14 protein-coding genes are annotated in these 16,767 nt (G+C 41.9%); 6 read left to right on the top strand and 8 right to left on the bottom strand.

The window, feature by feature from the left end:
• Positions 1-75: 75 nt before the first annotated feature.
• From Q7657_RS12205 to dauA, 3 genes are all read right to left on the bottom strand, one after another.
• Positions 76-867: a class II glutamine amidotransferase gene (locus Q7657_RS12205; protein WP_053986475.1), complete on the bottom strand. Its 792-nt coding sequence runs from the start codon at positions 865-867 to the stop codon at positions 76-78.
• 63 nt (positions 868-930) lie between these two features.
• A complete protein-coding gene (gene lpcA, locus Q7657_RS12200; protein ID WP_008986269.1) occupies positions 931-1,512 on the bottom strand; it encodes a D-sedoheptulose 7-phosphate isomerase in 582 nt (193 codons plus the stop codon).
• A 99-nt stretch (positions 1,513-1,611) separates the two neighbouring features.
• On the bottom strand, positions 1,612-3,303 hold the full coding sequence (gene dauA / locus Q7657_RS12195) for a C4-dicarboxylic acid transporter DauA (protein WP_107167432.1): 1,692 nt from the start codon (positions 3,301-3,303) through the stop codon (positions 1,612-1,614).
• Between the two features lie 504 nt (positions 3,304-3,807).
• Between dauA and fadE the strand changes: the two genes are divergently transcribed.
• Complete coding sequence (fadE, locus tag Q7657_RS12190) at positions 3,808-6,264, top strand: acyl-CoA dehydrogenase FadE (protein WP_107167433.1); 2,457 nt, start codon at positions 3,808-3,810, stop codon at positions 6,262-6,264.
• A gap of 90 nt (positions 6,265-6,354) precedes the next feature.
• Here fadE and Q7657_RS12185 read toward each other — a convergent pair whose 3' ends face one another.
• A complete protein-coding gene (locus Q7657_RS12185) occupies positions 6,355-7,593 on the bottom strand; it encodes a TIGR03503 family protein (RefSeq protein WP_258178305.1) in 1,239 nt (412 codons plus the stop codon).
• Between the two features lie 7 nt (positions 7,594-7,600).
• Complete coding sequence (gene dnaQ, locus Q7657_RS12180) at positions 7,601-8,326, bottom strand: DNA polymerase III subunit epsilon (RefSeq protein ID WP_008986265.1); 726 nt, start codon at positions 8,324-8,326, stop codon at positions 7,601-7,603.
• Positions 8,327-8,377: 51 nt separating this feature from the next.
• Between dnaQ and rnhA the strand changes: the two genes are divergently transcribed.
• On the top strand, positions 8,378-8,842 hold the full coding sequence (gene rnhA, locus Q7657_RS12175) for a ribonuclease HI (protein WP_107167434.1): 465 nt from the start codon (positions 8,378-8,380) through the stop codon (positions 8,840-8,842).
• Here rnhA and Q7657_RS12170 read toward each other — a convergent pair.
• Positions 8,839-9,600, bottom strand: coding sequence for a methyltransferase domain-containing protein (locus Q7657_RS12170; protein WP_181319909.1), 762 nt, complete (start codon positions 9,598-9,600; stop codon positions 8,839-8,841). The two genes, rnhA and Q7657_RS12170, sit on opposite strands and share 4 nt — an antisense overlap.
• A 43-nt stretch (positions 9,601-9,643) precedes the next feature.
• Between Q7657_RS12170 and gloB the strand changes: the two genes are divergently transcribed.
• From gloB to Q7657_RS12155, 3 genes are all read left to right on the top strand, one after another.
• On the top strand, positions 9,644-10,402 hold the full coding sequence (gloB, locus tag Q7657_RS12165; protein ID WP_107167435.1) for a hydroxyacylglutathione hydrolase: 759 nt from the start codon (positions 9,644-9,646) through the stop codon (positions 10,400-10,402).
• Positions 10,403-10,473: 71 nt separating this feature from the next.
• A complete protein-coding gene (locus Q7657_RS12160; protein ID WP_107167436.1) occupies positions 10,474-12,036 on the top strand; it encodes a LysM peptidoglycan-binding domain-containing protein in 1,563 nt (520 codons plus the stop codon).
• The gene (locus tag Q7657_RS12155) at positions 12,033-12,722 is read left to right on the top strand and encodes a YIP1 family protein (protein WP_053986468.1); all 690 of its coding nucleotides are present in this window, start codon (positions 12,033-12,035) and stop codon (positions 12,720-12,722) included. Before Q7657_RS12160 ends, Q7657_RS12155 begins: the two co-directional genes overlap by 4 nt.
• Before the next feature lie 18 nt (positions 12,723-12,740).
• On the opposite strand, the gene Q7657_RS12150 is transcribed toward Q7657_RS12155, so the two are convergent.
• Both Q7657_RS12150 and Q7657_RS12145 read right to left on the bottom strand, forming a co-directional pair.
• Positions 12,741-13,595, bottom strand: a complete 855-nt coding sequence (locus tag Q7657_RS12150) for an endonuclease/exonuclease/phosphatase family protein (protein WP_107167437.1) — start codon at positions 13,593-13,595, stop codon at positions 12,741-12,743.
• A 102-nt stretch (positions 13,596-13,697) separates the two neighbouring features.
• Positions 13,698-14,033, bottom strand: coding sequence for a DUF1904 domain-containing protein (locus Q7657_RS12145; RefSeq protein WP_053986466.1), 336 nt, complete (start codon positions 14,031-14,033; stop codon positions 13,698-13,700).
• 630 nt (positions 14,034-14,663) lie between these two features.
• Here Q7657_RS12145 and Q7657_RS12140 point away from each other — a divergent pair.
• Positions 14,664-16,709 carry a GMC family oxidoreductase gene (locus Q7657_RS12140; RefSeq protein ID WP_107167438.1) on the top strand — a complete coding sequence of 682 codons (2,046 nt, stop codon included), beginning with the start codon at positions 14,664-14,666 and terminating at the stop codon, positions 16,707-16,709.
• Positions 16,710-16,767: the final 58 nt, after the last annotated feature.

Raw genomic sequence — 16,767 nt, 5'->3', positions numbered from 1 at the left:
AAAAGGCGATCATCTGATCGCCTTTTCTCTTTCTGTTTATCGCATTTCAGTCATATCGATTACAAAATGACGCAGCTATTTCTCTTCAGCCACCAGCTGATTAAATACAGGCTCACCGCAATGGAACACAATAAATTCTCCTGTTGCCATTTTGTGCCAATTTTCATCATTGGTTAAAGGCTGAGTAGCGATGACTGTCACCACGTCTTTAGGTGTCGTTTCTTGCTGAAAATCAATCGTGACATCTTCATCAATAAGAGATGCTTTACCAAACGGCGCACGACGAGTGATCCAATGTAAGTTATTAGTACAATAGGTAAGTACGTACTCACCATTACTTAATAACATATTGTAAACACCGAGCTGACGTAACTGATCACAACACTCTGCAAAATAGCTAAAAACAGGATTCAAATCATCAGGCAGTACCGGGAATTTCGTTTCAAGTTGATTCAATAACCAACAAAAAGCGATCTCACTGTCAGTATCACCGACCGCTTGATGCCTGCCTGTTTCTAAACTCTCATATCCCGTCAACTGACCATTATGCGCAAAAGTCCAGTAATTTCCCCATAACTCGCGAGTAAATGGGTGGGTATTTTCTAAATTCACCGCCCCTCGGTTGGCTTGGCGAATATGACTCACCACTGCACGACTCTTTATTGGGTACTCTTGGACAAGTTCAGCAATACGCGATTGACAGCTTGGGTTTGGATCTTTAAACGTACGAAAGCCTTTACCTTCATAAAAGGTAATCCCCCAACCATCACGGTGAGGGCCGGTATTGCCCCCACGCTGCATTAAACCGGTAAAACTAAAACAAATATCGGTTGGCACATTTGCGCTCATGCCTAGCAATTCACACATATTCCTTTATGCCCTTTTGTTATTCATTAACGATACTTCTCAACGGTCAGTGCTAAGCTTGACTTATTCTGCCGCCATTTCTTTTTCAACTAGCATAATTAAAATATGGATAATTTTAATATGAATTTCTTGAATGCGATCTGCGTAACCAAAATGAGGAACACGGATTTCCACGTCAGCTAGGCCTGCCATTTGACCGCCATCTTTACCCGTTAAAGCGATAGTCTTCATGCCTTTCGCTTTCGCCGCTTCAATCGCTTTTAAAATGTTGCCCGAGTTACCTGATGTAGACAGACCAAATAGAACGTCACCTTTTGCGCCCACTGCTTCTAAGTAGCGTGAAAATACGTACTCATAGCCGAAGTCATTACTTACACACGATAAGTGGCTTGGATCTGAAATAGCAATACCTGGGTACCCTGGACGGTTTTCACGGTAACGACCTGTTAGCTCTTCAGCAAAGTGCATTGCATCACAATGAGAGCCACCATTACCACAAGACAGCACTTTACCGCCCTGTTTGAAAGAATCCGCTAATAACTTAGCTGCCGCTTCAATATCAGCCATGTTCTTATCATCACTTAAAAAGCGATTTAGTACGTCAGCCGCTTCAGTTAGTTCAGCACGGATCAAATCCTGATACATAAGCCATTCTCTCTATTATTCTTTAGATACAAATCAAGCGGGTAAATACCCGCTTGATGTTTTAAATACACCGTTATTCGCAGTTTACATACAAATAACTTACAGTGTCGACTCTTTAACCGAGCCATTGTGAGAATTAATCATTAAAACTTGCTGTAATTGACCAACAGAGTGCGATAAATACACATTCTCCGCTTCAAATACACCCGCATGATAGAGCTTACGTTCAACGTGAGATTGCACACCCACTAAATATACTGGTAGCTCTGATAAACGATCGAGTGCTGTTTCAAAAGCATGAATAGCCGTAATATCAATAGTTGATACATCACTAAAATCAAGCACTACTGCACGGGTTTCAGTGGTTGCATGCTCAATCACAGAAAACGCTTTCTCACTCGCGGCAAAGAACAGCGGACCATTGATATCATAAACCACCACATCATCACCAAAGTTTAAATGCGGATGTTCATCATGAGTAATTGTCACCGTTGTTAATGTTGCAATACGCTGAATAAACAACACACCAGCCAATAATAGACCAACAATCACAGCCACAACCATGTCAAATGCCACCGTTAGGATGAAACAAGTCATCAATACCGCAACATCACGACGAGGTGCTACTTTTAACGTATGCACAAAATGTGGTGCTTCAGACATATTCCAAGCAACCATGATCAGCAAGCCCGCTAGTGCACTCATAGGTACATAAGAAAGCACAGGTGCTAATACAATCATTGCTGCTAACACAAATAACGCATGAGTCATACCAGACACTGGAGAAAACGCACCTGAACGAATATTTGTTGCCGTACGCGCAATCGCTGCTGTTGCTGGAATACCACCGAAGAAAGGCACCACCATATTCGCAATACCCTGACCAACCAACTCAGCGTTTGGATTATGTTTCTTGCTTGTCATACCGTCAGCCACAACAGCACACAGTAATGATTCAATACAACCAAGCATGGCAATGGTTAATGCAGATGGCATTAGCTCGATCACAGTAGCCCAATTGAAAGTATCTGATTTCCATAACGCCATAAATTGTGGCGCTTCTTGTGGAATACCATGACCTACAATATCACCAATGGTGTAGCTAAATTTCTCACCAAGCAAAGTAACATGCTCAGGACCAAATTTATTTAATGCTAACGCTAAAATCGTACCAACAAGCAATGAGACAAGGTGTGGTGGAATACGTGTTTTTAATTTTGCCCAACCAATAAAGACAAAAATCGTCACGATACCTACGATGGCATCAGCATAGTTTGCAGTTGGCATTGCGTGTGCGTATGCCATTACTTTTTCAGGAAAATGGATTGGACTACCTTGAATATGTAGGCCTAATAAATCTTTAAGCTGTAAAAAAGCAATAACAAAGCCGATACCCGCCGTGAAACCTGTCGTGACTGGATATGGCACATATGCCACCAGCTGACCTAAGCGAAATACGCCCATTAATAGCAAGATGATCCCCGACATCATGGTCGCCAACATCAAGCCTGATAAGCCGTATTTTTGGGTAATAGGTAAAAGGATAACCACAAAGGCCGCAGTAGGACCTGTGATATTAAATCGTGAACCACCTAATAATGCAGCTAAAAAGCCCGCTACAATCACCGTGTACAATCCGTGTTGTGGTGGTACACCGACAGCAATTGCCAATGCCATTCCCAAAGGAATAGCCACAATACCTACCGTAATACCCGATACAATATCGGCACGAAATTTAGAGAAGGAATAACCATCCTTCCACGCCTGTGATAAAGCATGAAATAACAACACAACAAAACCTCTTGCACTTTGCGTACATTTGATAAACAGGAATTGATGTCAACCCGATGTAGGGGGTCCGGCGGGCATGTGTCAGTCGGAATCGGGAAAGGCAACAAAAGGAAATACTATTCCGCTGCGATGATTAAAGTGTAACCACCTGTAATAACGTGAACAGCATCACAATACGGCATATGTTAACGCTCTGCTAAAAATCTGCAAGTGAAAAAAATAATCACGATGATCTCGATCAATCCCAATAAAAACCTGACTCTACCGCATTTTGTATACGTAACAGTTTACTTTCATAAAAAGAATTTAATTTACATTTTGTTAAAAAACACATTACAATCAATATTAAGTGGTAAGACCTCTTACCTTAAATAATAATTACCCTACAATAATATAAGAGAATGCGTAGCAAAGTACTGAACTCCCCATAATGAAGTCAGGTCTCGCTTAACTATTCCTGATTATGTGTAAACAGTATTGCTACACAGATTAAGGAGAATCACTATGGTTACGCTTGCGTATGTCATTGGCTTTATCGGTGCACTCTGCATCTTGGCGTATCATCGCGCATCGCTAAAAACATTTACTGTAACAATTGCTGCAGCGTTAGCTGTTGGCAGCGCATTGTCGATCACCGGTCTATTTAGCTGGATAGTTTTTGCAGCGATAGCGATCCCTCTTAATACTCCTTTTATTCGAAAAAAATACCTCAGTAAGTCTGCACTCAACGCATTCAAAAATGTCATGCCAGAAATGTCGAGCACAGAGAAAGAAGCCATTGATGCCGGTACTGTATGGTGGGAGGCTGATTTATTTAGCGGTGATCCTGACTGGAAAAAACTCCACGATATTCCAGCTCCTACATTATCAGCAGAAGAGCAAGCCTTCTTAGATGGCCCAGTTAATGAAGTCTGCCGTATGGTTAATGACTTTCAAGTTACCCATGAGCTTGCCGATCTGCCCCCTGAAGTCTGGCAATATCTAAAAGACAATAAGTTCTTCGCCATGATCATCAAAAAGCAATATGGCGGATTAGAGTTTTCAGCTTATGCCCAATCGCTAGTACTTCAAAAACTAACCGGGGTGTCAGGTGTACTATCATCAACCGTTGGTGTGCCTAATTCATTAGGTCCAGGTGAATTACTGCAACACTATGGCACGCAAGAGCAAAAAGACTACTACCTACCTCGTTTAGCTGAAGGTAAAGAAATTCCGTGTTTTGCCCTAACGAGTCCAGAAGCTGGCTCTGATGCTGGCTCAATCCCTGATTTTGGTATCGTCAAAAAAGGCATCTGGCAAGGTGAAGAAGTGCTTGGTATGGAGCTAACATGGAATAAGCGTTACATCACCCTAGCCCCTGTTGCGACAGTACTTGGCCTTGCGTTTAAGCTCTCTGATCCTGAACACTTACTCGGCGATCAAGAAGATCTTGGTATTACTTGTGCGTTGATCCCAACAGATCTTCAAGGTGTAGAAATTGGTCGTCGCCATTTCCCTCTCAATTTACCGTTCCAAAATGGACCGACTAAAGGTAATAAAATCTTTGTCCCTATCGACTTCATCATTGGTGGTCAAGAGATGGCAGGACAAGGCTGGCGGATGTTGGTTGAATGTCTATCTGTAGGTCGTGGTATTACCCTACCGTCTAACGCAACGGGCGGCTTAAAAACTGCAGCGATTGCCACTGGCGCTTATGCACGTATTCGTCGTCAATTTAAAATGCCAATCGGTAAAATGGAAGGTATTGAAGAGCCACTTGCTCGTATAGTCGGTAATGCTTATGTGCTTGATGCTGCAAGTACGTTAACGGTGACAGGTATTGATTTAGGTGAAAAACCCTCAGTGATTTCTGCCATTGTAAAATACCACTGTACTCATCGAAGCCAACGAGGGCTTATTGATGCGATGGATATTGCCGGTGGTAAAGGGATCTGTATGGGACCAAGTAACTTCTTAGCACGTGGTTATCAAGGTGCGCCGATTGCCGTTACCGTTGAAGGAGCGAATATCCTCACTCGTTCAATGATCATCTTTGGACAAGGGGCGATCCGCTGTCACCCTTATGTATTAGAAGAAATGAATGCCGCTTATAATGATGATCCACAACAAGCATTAGATAGCTTTGATAAAACCGTCTTTGCCCATGTCGGTTTTGTTATCAGCAACATGGTACGTTCTTTCTGGCTAGGTATTACCGATGGCTACGGCTCATCAGCACCACGTAAAGATAAAACGGCTCGTTACTACCAGCAGCTTAACCGTTACAGTGCTAATCTTGCTTTACTTGCTGATATTTCGATGGCGGTACTTGGTGGCTCACTCAAACGTAAAGAGCGTTTATCCGCCCGCCTTGGTGACGTGTTAAGCCAACTCTATTTATCATCAGCAATCCTTAAACGCTATGCCGATGAAGGCTATCAAACACAAGACTTGCCGCTAGTACATTGGGGATTACAAGACTCACTCTACCAAACAGAAAAGGCATTAGATGGGTTCTTGAAAAACTTCCCAAACAAATTTATTGCGGGCGCACTACGTGTTGTCTTATTCCCACTAGGGCAACGCCGTGTTAAACCGAATGATAATTTAGATCATGCGGTAGCACGTTTAGCACAAACACCGTCAGCAACACGTGAACGTTTAGGTCGTGGTCAATTCCTTGAAGCAACCGAGCATAACCCTGTCGGTATGATGGAAGCAGCCCTTAAAGATATCTTAGCGGCAGAGCCTCTTTATGATCGAGTTTGCACCGCAGCCAATGAGAAACTGCCATTTATGCAATTAGGGAAAGTGGCAGACAAAGGATTAGAGCTAGGTGTACTTGAACAAGCTGAGGCTGAGCTACTACGCCGAGCCGAACGTGGTCGCCTGCGCACTATCAATGTTGATGACTTTGAGCCACAAGCGCTCGCAGCAAAGCCTAATACTCACCCAAAGCGCTCCATTAACAACGCAGCATAGATACTATGCCCTAACAACAATTAAAACAAAGGGAGGCTCATTGCCTCCCTTTTCATATCTTGCGTTATTAAATGAAACATCACGAACGTATTACGATGGCAATACCAATTCATCTTGCTTCTCTTTACGGCGTTTTTTGAACCTTCTCCAGCCCCAAATACTGCCGACAATGAAGAAAATAATCGCAATATTACCTATAATCATAATACGTATTGTTTTCTCGCGAGACTGCTTCTGCTGCTCAATATCATGCAAAATTTGCTGGCGTTGCCTTTCCGCTTCTATTGCAGCCTGATCAACGACATGGTTTTCAGCTCGAATATTCTTTACAACGGCAAAATGGCTTTTTACTAATGGGAAAATCAGCTCTCTTTGATGCAATCGATCTGTCCCATACACCCAGCCACTCCATGCATATTTTCCTGTCACATCGTCATTAGGTAATGCAATAGACAACTCATTCTCAGTCGGTAATGCCCGCTGTTGAATGATCTGCTGTTTATTCTTAGGTGATGAATATTGAATGTAAGAAGCCAAAGAGCCAACCACTAACGCATCATCTTGGGGTAACACCACCAGCTGATGAGGATCTTGTGCATTATGACTTTTAATTAAAGTGGCAGAAAAAGGCTTAGGATAAACCAGTACTTCCTGCTCTAACGCCCGTGAGAATACGCCATTCATCGATTTGATCACCACACGGTATTTACCCGGATCAACATTAACAGGTAGCGATAGAGTAAAAATACCGTCTCCAGCTTTTTCATCGCGATCTTGTCCATCATCTGCAAAATCGCCAATCACTGTCGGCTCTGGCTGCATATTGTTAGGCAACACCTGCTCATCAGCAATGAATGGATAAAACAAAATCCGTAATTTCACCCGATCCAAAAAGTCATGAACCGTCAACGGTTGTTCGTTTTGTAATAACTTGGCAGAGAATTTCAGAACCTCGGATTGATATAAATTTTGCGGTAAAGTATCAGCGGTTAAACGAAGATTCGACAGCAAAGTAATACGATTATCTTGCGATACCCGCCCAATAGCTTGCCAAGGTCCAGCCATTGGTGAATCAATAGAAATAATGTCGAGATCGTCTTCAGAGTACCAAGAGACATTTTTCGGATGGCGACTTGAATAATACTTCGAGCCATCAGGAGCAACTAAAATAACTGGGCGGCTCGGCTCTTCACGTTTAACCATAAACGAGACTTGTTTAATGGTAGGATCAACACGAAAGCGGTTATCAAGCCACGTCATTTGATCATTGCCTTGCGCCCAAGCAAACAATGGCCAAACAGCCAAACATATCCATAACCGCTTTAGCATAACTCTCCTACAGACGCCAAAGAACGTCAGCTTTTTTACCGATCAAATCAAGCCTTTCTTCATGTGCAGTTAGTTCATCGGCAGCAGCAAGGATAACCTTTAATCCTTTTCGCTCCCCCGTTAAACGCTTAATTGCAAATTCGGTATCGCTATCACCTTCACTGTCGCTACTTAACTTTAATGATGTTTGACCACCAGTCATCATTAAGTAAACGTCAGCCAGGATCTCGGCATCGAGCAAAGCGCCGTGCAGCGTTCGGTGAGAGTTATCTATGCCATAACGAGAACATAAAATATCAAGGTTATTTCGTTTACCAGGGAATAAGCGTTTCGCCATTTCCAAGGTATCGGTCACCTTACAAATATCTTCGGTCTTCTTTAGATCAGAACCCATTAACTGAAATTCATAATCCATAAAACCGATATCGAACGACGCGTTGTGAGCGACAAGCTCTGCGCCATCGATGAAATCAATAAACTCTTGGTGGATCTCAGCGTAACTCGGTTTACCGACTAAGAATTCATCAGTAATACCGTGAACATCAATAGCCTCAGGATCGATAGGACGATCTGGTTTGATGTAAACGTGGAAAGTGTTACCGGTCAATTTACGGTTGATGATTTCAACCGCACCAATTTCAATAATACGGTGGCCTTCGTAATGCGGGCCGCTCATATTCATACCGGTGGTTTCTGTATCGAATACAATAATGCGTTGGTTAGTGGCTTTCATAGTGGCTTATGTGTCAGACTTAAGTTTTTATCTAGGGCAATACTACCAAATATGATGAAGCAGGTAGAAATTTTCACAGACGGTTCTTGTTTAGGAAATCCAGGCCCTGGTGGCTATGGCGCGGTACTGAGATACAAACAACATGAAAAAGAGCTCAGCGACGGCTTTTTCATGACAACAAATAATCGCATGGAGCTACTTGCAGCCATTGAAGGACTAGCAAGCCTTAAAGAATCTTGTCGCGTTGATCTTACCACTGATAGCCAATATGTACGCCAAGGAATTACCCAATGGATCCATAATTGGAAAAAACGTGGTTGGCAAACAGCAGATAAAAAACCGGTTAAAAATGCGGATTTATGGCAACGGTTAGATACAGAAACCCAACGCCATCAAGTGCAATGGCATTGGGTAAAAGGACATGCGGGTCATCCTGAGAATGAACGTTGTGATGAGCTTGCAAGAGCTGCTGCTGAATCTCCCAATCACACTGACGAAGGCTATCAAGCAAGTTAATTTAACGACGACTCTTGCTTTACTGCTTCACTTCTGGCTTCGGTACGACAATTGACTTGTAACGGAGCCAACTGCCGCCTCACTTTCCATTTCGGTTTTATCGGCTTTAATGGAAACGTGCGCTTTCGAGCCACAATAAAATACATGCTACCAATTGCTGACAATGGCTCAGATAGCATATTTTCTAACCAAGTTGAACACGCGAGATGACGAGTAGCCGGTAAAACGGCAAACGTTTCGTGATAGATAACTTCATAATTTAACACCCCTAACCAATCAATCACTCGTGACGATAAATACATCCGACCATTCCAAGGGGCTTTGTTACGATTCCACGGTAACAGTCCGAAAATACCATTAATACTCAATGGATTATTGCCACTTAGCAATAAATAGCCATCATCAACCATTACTCTATCTATTTCACGCAACAAGCGATGGGGATCAGATGAATAATCAAGTTGATGAATAAGCAAACAGGCATCAAATGACTTTTCAATAAAGGGTAATTCAAAAGATTCAGCTTCTACGCTACGATAAGTACTGAATTTATCTACACTAATTTGATGCTGGATATTACAATGACCACTGGTCAGCTCTGCACTTAAGCCACCAAGCTTTAACATATGGTAACCAAACAGCTTCGGACACCACTCATCGATTCGAGCTTGTAATAACTGTGCCACCCATTCTCCATTGGTCACATCAGACCATGAATAAGGCACCTCGATATGTGTTACTGTACGCGCTGGCTTCATAATAGTACTGCTCAACACCTGAATAAGGCTGGAGAAGAAATTCATGCTAACAGTTAAAAGCATACCCGCATTTAATGACAATTACATCTGGCTCATTCACAACAAAGAAAATCATTGTGTTGTCGTCGATCCGGGCGATGCAACCCCGGTTTTTGAAGCATTAGAAAAAAATAATCTTACGCTGGACGCTATTCTTATCACCCACCACCATTCTGATCACATCGGTGGGATCAGCGAATTAAAACGCCGTTTCCCGACAATCAAAGTCGTAGGCCCTGCAAGCGAGCCAATCCCAGGTATCACCCAACCTGTCGAAGATGGCGACCAAGTCGATATTTTCGGTGAACGTTTTATGGTCATGAGCGTACCAGGCCATACACTAGGGCACGTTGTATACGTGGGAGATGAGAAACTATTTTGTGGTGACACACTTTTCTCTGCTGGCTGTGGTCGCTTATTTGAAGGCACGCCTGCCCAAATGTTCGATTCACTACAAAAAATTGCGGCACTTCCTGACGAAACAGAAATTTTTTGTGCCCATGAATACACCGCAAGCAACCTTGCTTTTGCCCTTGTTGCTGAGCAAGACAACCCTCATTTGCAGAAATATCGCGATAAAGTAATTCGCCTTCGTGCAAATGGGGAAAGTACGTTGCCATCAACATTAAGCTTAGAAAAGTTGATCAATCCATTCCTTCGTTGTGATCAGCCAAGCATCAAACGTTCTGTCGCAGACAAAGCGTATGACGACTCTGATCTTGAGACATTCGCAGCACTTCGACGCTGGAAGGATAAGTTTTAATTGACGAAGTCTTGTCACTAAGGTGGTTGGACAAGTATTATCTCCAGCCACTTTATAAAAAGACGACTGTCATGAAATCACGAATTCTATTAGCAAGCGTGCTTTTGCTTGTCGGCTGTGAAACCACGCAGCCCCCTGCAAAAAAAGCCGATACTAACGATACGAGTACTGTCGTTGAAAAGCCTGCAACAGTAACCCTTCCTCCTTTGTTTGAAACTCAACCAAATAAGGAAATCCCTGAGGTAAAAAAAATCACACCTCAGCAGCAAAAAGATGTCTGGGATCGCATTGCCATGCAAATCGATACCCCAATCCCGAATAACAAACGTATCCGTTACTACCGTAACTGGTACTTAAAACACCCACGTAATTTAGAAATCATTGCCGAGCGTGCCCAGCCATTTCTGTACTACATCACAGAGCAAGTTGAAAAACGTGGCATGCCGTTAGAAATCGCCCTTCTTCCTATTGTAGAAAGCTCCTTTGATACCAATGCTTACTCTAGCAGTGCTGCAGCAGGTCTTTGGCAGATCATTCCTGATACTGGTCGCCGTTTTGGCTTAAAACAAAATAGCTGGTACGACGGTCGCCGCGATATTGTTAAATCCACAGAAGCGGCGCTGAAGCTACTCAATTATCTTCACGATAAATTTGATGGTAACTGGCAATACGCATTAGCTGCCTATAATACTGGTGAAGGCCGAGTATTTAGTGCAATAAAGAAAAATAAAGCTCTTGGTAAACCAACGGATTACTGGTCATTAGATTTACCTCAAGAAACCAGTAGCTATGTACCAAAGCTATACGCTATCGCTGATATCATCAAACACCAAGACAAGTATGGCTTGCACTTGCCTGCAATCAGTAATAAACCTGCGGTTGCGCTCGTCAAACCCAACACTCAAATGGATTTAGATATTGCGGCCAAATTTGCAGGTATTAGTACAGCGGAAATCAAAGATCTAAACCCAGCTTATCGTCGTGGTGTTACCGCTCCTAACGGTTTAAATCACTTACTGCTACCGATTAATCACGTAAATGAATTTAATCGTGCATTTGCCAATAACAAACGTAAATCATTAAGCACACTGACAACAACTTATACGGTTAAATCTGGTGATAGCTTAGGTGTGATTGCAGAGCGTCATAACACCAGCGTGGCTGCGCTTAAACAAGCAAACCACCTAAAGAGCAGTCATATCCGTATTGGTCAGAAGCTAAAAGTGCCATCATCGTCAACCTCTCTGGTTAACGTACAACACCGTACGGCAATCAAACAGACCCATCATATCGTGGGACCTGGCGATACTTTATGGGCGATTGCTCGTCAATACAATACTTCAGTTAGCTCGCTTGCAAAAGCGAACAAGCTATCAACGAAAGCCACATTACGCTTAGGTCAAAAGCTAAAAGTCAGTACGATGTCTTCGGCAAAAAGTAATATCAAGCCGACGAGTAAATCCAAAACGATTAGCTATAAAGTGAAAAGTGGTGACAGCTTGAGTGTTATTGCTCAACGTCACAAAGTTACGGTAAAACAAATAGTAAAATGGAATAATCTCGATAATAAAAAGTATCTAAAACAAGGCCAAACACTCAAACTGGTCGTAGATACAAGCAAGGTTAAAGCATGACACCCTCGAAAAATCCATTCATCGCTCTCGTTGATCTTTTCCGCTCACCGATTGATTGTTTTGCCGCGGTACATGAACGTCCTAAATGGGCGTTCTTACCCTATCTGATCATTATTCTTGGCTCATTTATCTTATGGGGCGGGTATTTTAATCACGTTGATCTCGCTTGGTTACAACAAGCGATGCAAAGCCAATTAGGCAGTGTTAACGAAGAAGTTAAACAAGCATGGCTAACAAAGGAAGTGCTATTAGCAGGTGAAGTCTTTAGTGATTTTATCGGTAGAACGGCAGTTATTTTTCTATTAGCGTTATGGCTGAAAATGGCAACCAAGGGCAGTCAATATCAACATAGCTATGGTAAATGGTTAGCAGCATCTTGTTTTATCATGCTGCCTTCATTTATTGGTGATATTGCCAGTTATATTAACGTGCTCTTTAATCATGCCAATATTCTACCGAATGCCGCTGATTTAAATAGTATCAATGGGTTATTAAAACTGCCGTTAAATAATCCTTGGGCGCCGTTTGCAACGACTATTCCACTGCTAGCGCCGTGGTATATCGCATTAACTTATGCAGCTGTAGGTGCTTGGACAGATTTTGATCGCTCTCAAGCTATCATCGTTGCTGTACTACCTTGGCTTTTAACACTGATTGTTTGGCCACTTTTGATCCTTGTGGCCTAACACAGCAAGCTAAAATAATTAGTGATTTAATCTAAACGTTGCTAATAGTGGATTATGATCAGAAGCATCCGTTCGTGGTGCTTCTGATGCCACTAGCCTCAAATCTCGATAATACAAATGATCCAACGGCTTACCTAATACACGAATACGTTGATCATCTGCAAAACTCACTTCTTTTAAGCCTAACGAATGGGCAAATGACTTCAACACTTTGATCCTGCCTTGACGCCAAGTGTTAAAATCCCCCGCCAAAATAATGGGTCCAGTATGGTTTGCTAATACTGATTTTAAGCTATTAAGCTGCGCTTTATATTCATCCAATCCCAACGCAAAATTCACCCCGTGTAAATTCACTACAGCCAATGTTTGCCCATTTGATAGTGAAAATTCAGACAGCAATGCTGATTTTGGCAAGCGAAGCCAAGGCTCCATCGCTAAATAAGCACAAGTTTGCTTTGCATCCACACGCGATAAATTCATTACACCTGCTGGTGTATCAAGAAATCGAAACGCATTCGCCATTCTCACTGTCCAGCTATTCGCATCTAAATACGATTTTAAATCCGTATTTAAGCTCGCTTCTTGCAATAATACTAAATCCGTTCCGTGAGCATATTGCTCTAACGCACTACGCCAATTACTGCGCTGTTGCTTATAAATATTCCAAACAGCTACCGTTAACTCACCATCAATGTCTAATGGTGGTGCTATCACGCTTTCCATACAACGATATGAAAAATGAGGAGCAAAAACCTCATTGGTGACATCTGGCTGAGTAGATATATCAAATGATGTATTAAACGCACCTAAGCCTAAAGCACCAGCAACAACTCCGACACCAGCAACCAGTTTTGTTTTTGTGTAACGTGCCATATTAACCCTTAAACAGAGCAAGTCAGCTCATCAGAAATGAGCTGACAAAATAAGAAAGTGAAGAATTAAAAACGTGACATTGCCTGTTTGAGGAGAAAAGGATCAGTAATGTTGTCCATTATCGTAATAAGCAGTTGCTGTTAACGCAGTGAAAATCACAGCCACGTCTTGCTCTACATTATCTACCGCTTTACGAACGGCTGCGGTAATTACAGCAGCGACTTTATCTTGCGTCTCTTGCCCACGATCAAACCATAATACTTCAACAAACGGGTAAGCATCTGATACTTCGCCATCGAAGATAAATGAAGCAGGAATGTGCTCTAGTGTAAAATCTTCTCGAGGGCATGACATTAACGGCTGTAAATCATCAACCAATGCCGTTGATAGTGCTTTTACCGTATCAAATTCAACAGCACGAAAACGAAGATGAGGCATAAAATATCCTTAATAAGTTAAAGTTAGCTGAACTAGATTACCACTTAACATAGCCTAAGCTCGATAGTTAATTGTTAGTCCCCCGTCAATCCCATCACTCGGATCATATCTCTTTAGGTTATTCCTCACCATAACAGAGCAGAAAAATAACTATTCAAACCCGGTAAATTAGCAATTAAAAATGTTGACTCAATATAAAAACAAAGAAATACGCTATTTCATTAGCTTAGCTGAATAGTTAAAACACCAATAAACTTATTAATATTCTCATTATTGATACATTATGTATTAATAACTATATTTTTAAGGACTAGCTGAATTATTCACCGGCTTTACACGGTCAACCTATTAAACAAACCTCAATAGGAAACCAAATGAACCACTTTCAATTAAATACTAGCAATCTAAGCATTCACTCTGAAAAACAGCTTTTAATTCATAATACTAAAAACAATAACAATGAATTATCCCGTATCAGTATTGGTCGTAATATATCCAAGATAAAGATATAACTATTTAACCCTAATAAAGATAAATAATTACTAATTTAATTAATTTATAAGTTTCATATTTTATTTAAATACACCGTTAATTTTGGTGAGAGTATTAACTTTATGAAGGTGTTATCAAATGAATATATATCGTTATCCTACATTTTTACGCCATTTTTTAATGTTCATATTCTTCTTTTTTCCACTTTTAGCAAGCGCAACAAATTACACAGAAAGTTATGACTATATTGTGGTCGGTGCAGGTGCTGGCGGAGGCCCCCTTGCATCAAGTCTTGCAGAACGAGGCTTTACCGTATTACTTGTTGAAGCCGGTGATTTACGAGAAGAAGATAAAGATTTAATGGATGCTCCTGTATTGCATGTTAAAGCCAGTGAGCATCCCCGCCTATCATGGCAATACTTCGTCAATCACTACAGCGATCCCAATCGAAATCGAGCAGATAGCAAACACTGCCCACAAAAAGCAGGCTGCCCCCAAGATGCGGAAGGGATTTTCTATCCAAGAGGATCGACCATTGGTGGATCAACAGCTGTAAATGCGATGATTTCAGTTATCCCTCATAATAGTGATTGGAATAATATCGCAGCAATTACAGGTGATGATTCTTGGTCTGCGAATAATATGCGTCACTATCTGACAAAAGTAGAACGTAATTTATATGGCAAGAATGAACACCAAGGACACGGCACACAAGGCTGGTTACCCATCAATCACAATGCCTTACTCGCCCCACATGCTAACGGTGGCTTATATTCACCACTCTCTCCTATCGTTAAATTTAGCTACTTAGGCATTATCGCAGGAGCTGGTATCCAAGCCGACAGAGGTAGCCCAGATCACCCAAGTTTATTCTTTCCGTTCAAGAATATTAATAAACTACGTGATGGCCGAGAACCAGAAGGGCTCTATCAAGTTCCCGTTGCTGTCAATGAAAGAGGTCGAAGAGGTGGCGTTGCAGGTAGGATCCTCAACACTATTGATGCAGGTTATCCATTAACTCTAAAAACCAATACCTTAGCGACAAAAGTCATCATGGTTCATCAGCCTGGGTTAACACCACAAGCAGAAGGTATTGAAGTCTTGCACGGTGCACACCTTTATAAAGCAGATCGAAACTCAGGTAATAGCATCATTCCCGCCCCAACCTATTACCGTGCAAATAAAGAAGTGATCTTATCAGCAGGCGCATTTAATACCCCTCAGTTACTGATGTTATCAGGTATAGGTGATCGTAATGAGCTGGCACGACACAATATTCCCGTAACCGTCAATCTGCCAGGAGTTGGTAAAAACCTACAAGATCGTTACGAAGTCCCTCTTGTTTTTGAGAAAAGGCTCCGTTTTTGGATCTTTGATTTTGGTCCACTCAACTTCCCTGCATTACGTAACTGTAATTACAATCCCGATCATAAAGATCATTGCCACTACAATTGGGAACATCATCAAAAAGGCGTTTACACCCAACCCGGTGCGTTGATCAGCATGGTTACCAAGTCACAACGCTATGATATCCATGGTAATAAAATTGCCATTAATAATGCGATAGAACAGCTAGATCCTGATCTATACATGTTTGCGTTAGGAGGAACATTTAAAGGCTATTATCCTGGCTACAGTAACCATACCTTTGATCCTGATAACCAATATACTTGGTTGATCTTAAAAGGACACAGTAATAACCGTGGTACCGTTTCTCTTCGCAGTGCCGATCCTCTCGATACACCGATCATTAACTTCAAATACTTTGGAGATCCCCAAGCTGGCGTTCTGCCAAGCAATCAACACTACGAAGATCTCAAAGCAATCATGAAAGGAGTTCAACTATTACGACGTACAGCACAGCATTCAACCAATCTCACCTTCGGCAAGGTTTACCATAAAGAAGTGTGGCCAGGTAGACATGTCGATACGCATAGAGAAATACAGAACTTTATTATGAATGAATCATGGGGACACCATGCATCTTGTACGGCAAAGATTGGTTCAGCAAGCGATCCTATGGCTGTGCTCGATAGTAATTTTAAAGTCCACGGCACAGAGAGATTAAGAGTTGTAGACGCCAGTGTCTTCCCAAAAATCCCAGGTTTCTTTCCAGCCGTTGCCATTTATATGCTTAGCGAAAAAGCCGCAGATGTTATCACAGAAGATTCACTGAACTATTAATCTCAGCATATTTCTTCAAATAATTAAGGTCTCAACTTTATTGCTGAGGCTTTTTTCT

This window comes from Candidatus Photobacterium acropomis, assembly GCF_030685555.1.
GTDB classification, from domain to species: domain Bacteria; phylum Pseudomonadota; class Gammaproteobacteria; order Enterobacterales; family Vibrionaceae; genus Photobacterium; species Photobacterium lucens.
The sequence above is the reverse complement of the archived record's forward strand: the minus strand, read 5'-3'. Positions and strand labels throughout refer to the sequence as shown.

Excerpts from the sequence above, each read along its gene's own strand:
- Q7657_RS12205 (WP_053986475.1), bottom strand. The coding sequence starts at position 867 with ATGTGTGAATTGCTAGGCATGAGCGCAAATGTGCCAACCGATATTTGT.
- lpcA (WP_008986269.1), bottom strand. The coding sequence starts at position 1,512 with ATGTATCAGGATTTGATCCGTGCTGAACTAACTGAAGCGGCTGACGTA.
- fadE (WP_107167433.1), top strand. The coding sequence starts at position 3,808 with ATGGTTACGCTTGCGTATGTCATTGGCTTTATCGGTGCACTCTGCATC.
- Q7657_RS12185 (WP_258178305.1), bottom strand. The coding sequence starts at position 7,593 with ATGCTAAAGCGGTTATGGATATGTTTGGCTGTTTGGCCATTGTTTGCT.
- dnaQ (WP_008986265.1), bottom strand. The coding sequence starts at position 8,326 with ATGAAAGCCACTAACCAACGCATTATTGTATTCGATACAGAAACCACC.
- rnhA (WP_107167434.1), top strand. The coding sequence starts at position 8,378 with ATGATGAAGCAGGTAGAAATTTTCACAGACGGTTCTTGTTTAGGAAAT.
- Q7657_RS12170 (WP_181319909.1), bottom strand. The coding sequence starts at position 9,600 with ATGAAGCCAGCGCGTACAGTAACACATATCGAGGTGCCTTATTCATGG.
- gloB (WP_107167435.1), top strand. The coding sequence starts at position 9,644 with ATGCTAACAGTTAAAAGCATACCCGCATTTAATGACAATTACATCTGG.
- Q7657_RS12160 (WP_107167436.1), top strand. The coding sequence starts at position 10,474 with ATGAAATCACGAATTCTATTAGCAAGCGTGCTTTTGCTTGTCGGCTGT.
- Q7657_RS12155 (WP_053986468.1), top strand. The coding sequence starts at position 12,033 with ATGACACCCTCGAAAAATCCATTCATCGCTCTCGTTGATCTTTTCCGC.
- Q7657_RS12150 (WP_107167437.1), bottom strand. The coding sequence starts at position 13,595 with ATGGCACGTTACACAAAAACAAAACTGGTTGCTGGTGTCGGAGTTGTT.
- Q7657_RS12145 (WP_053986466.1), bottom strand. The coding sequence starts at position 14,033 with ATGCCTCATCTTCGTTTTCGTGCTGTTGAATTTGATACGGTAAAAGCA.
- Q7657_RS12140 (WP_107167438.1), top strand. The coding sequence starts at position 14,664 with ATGAATATATATCGTTATCCTACATTTTTACGCCATTTTTTAATGTTC.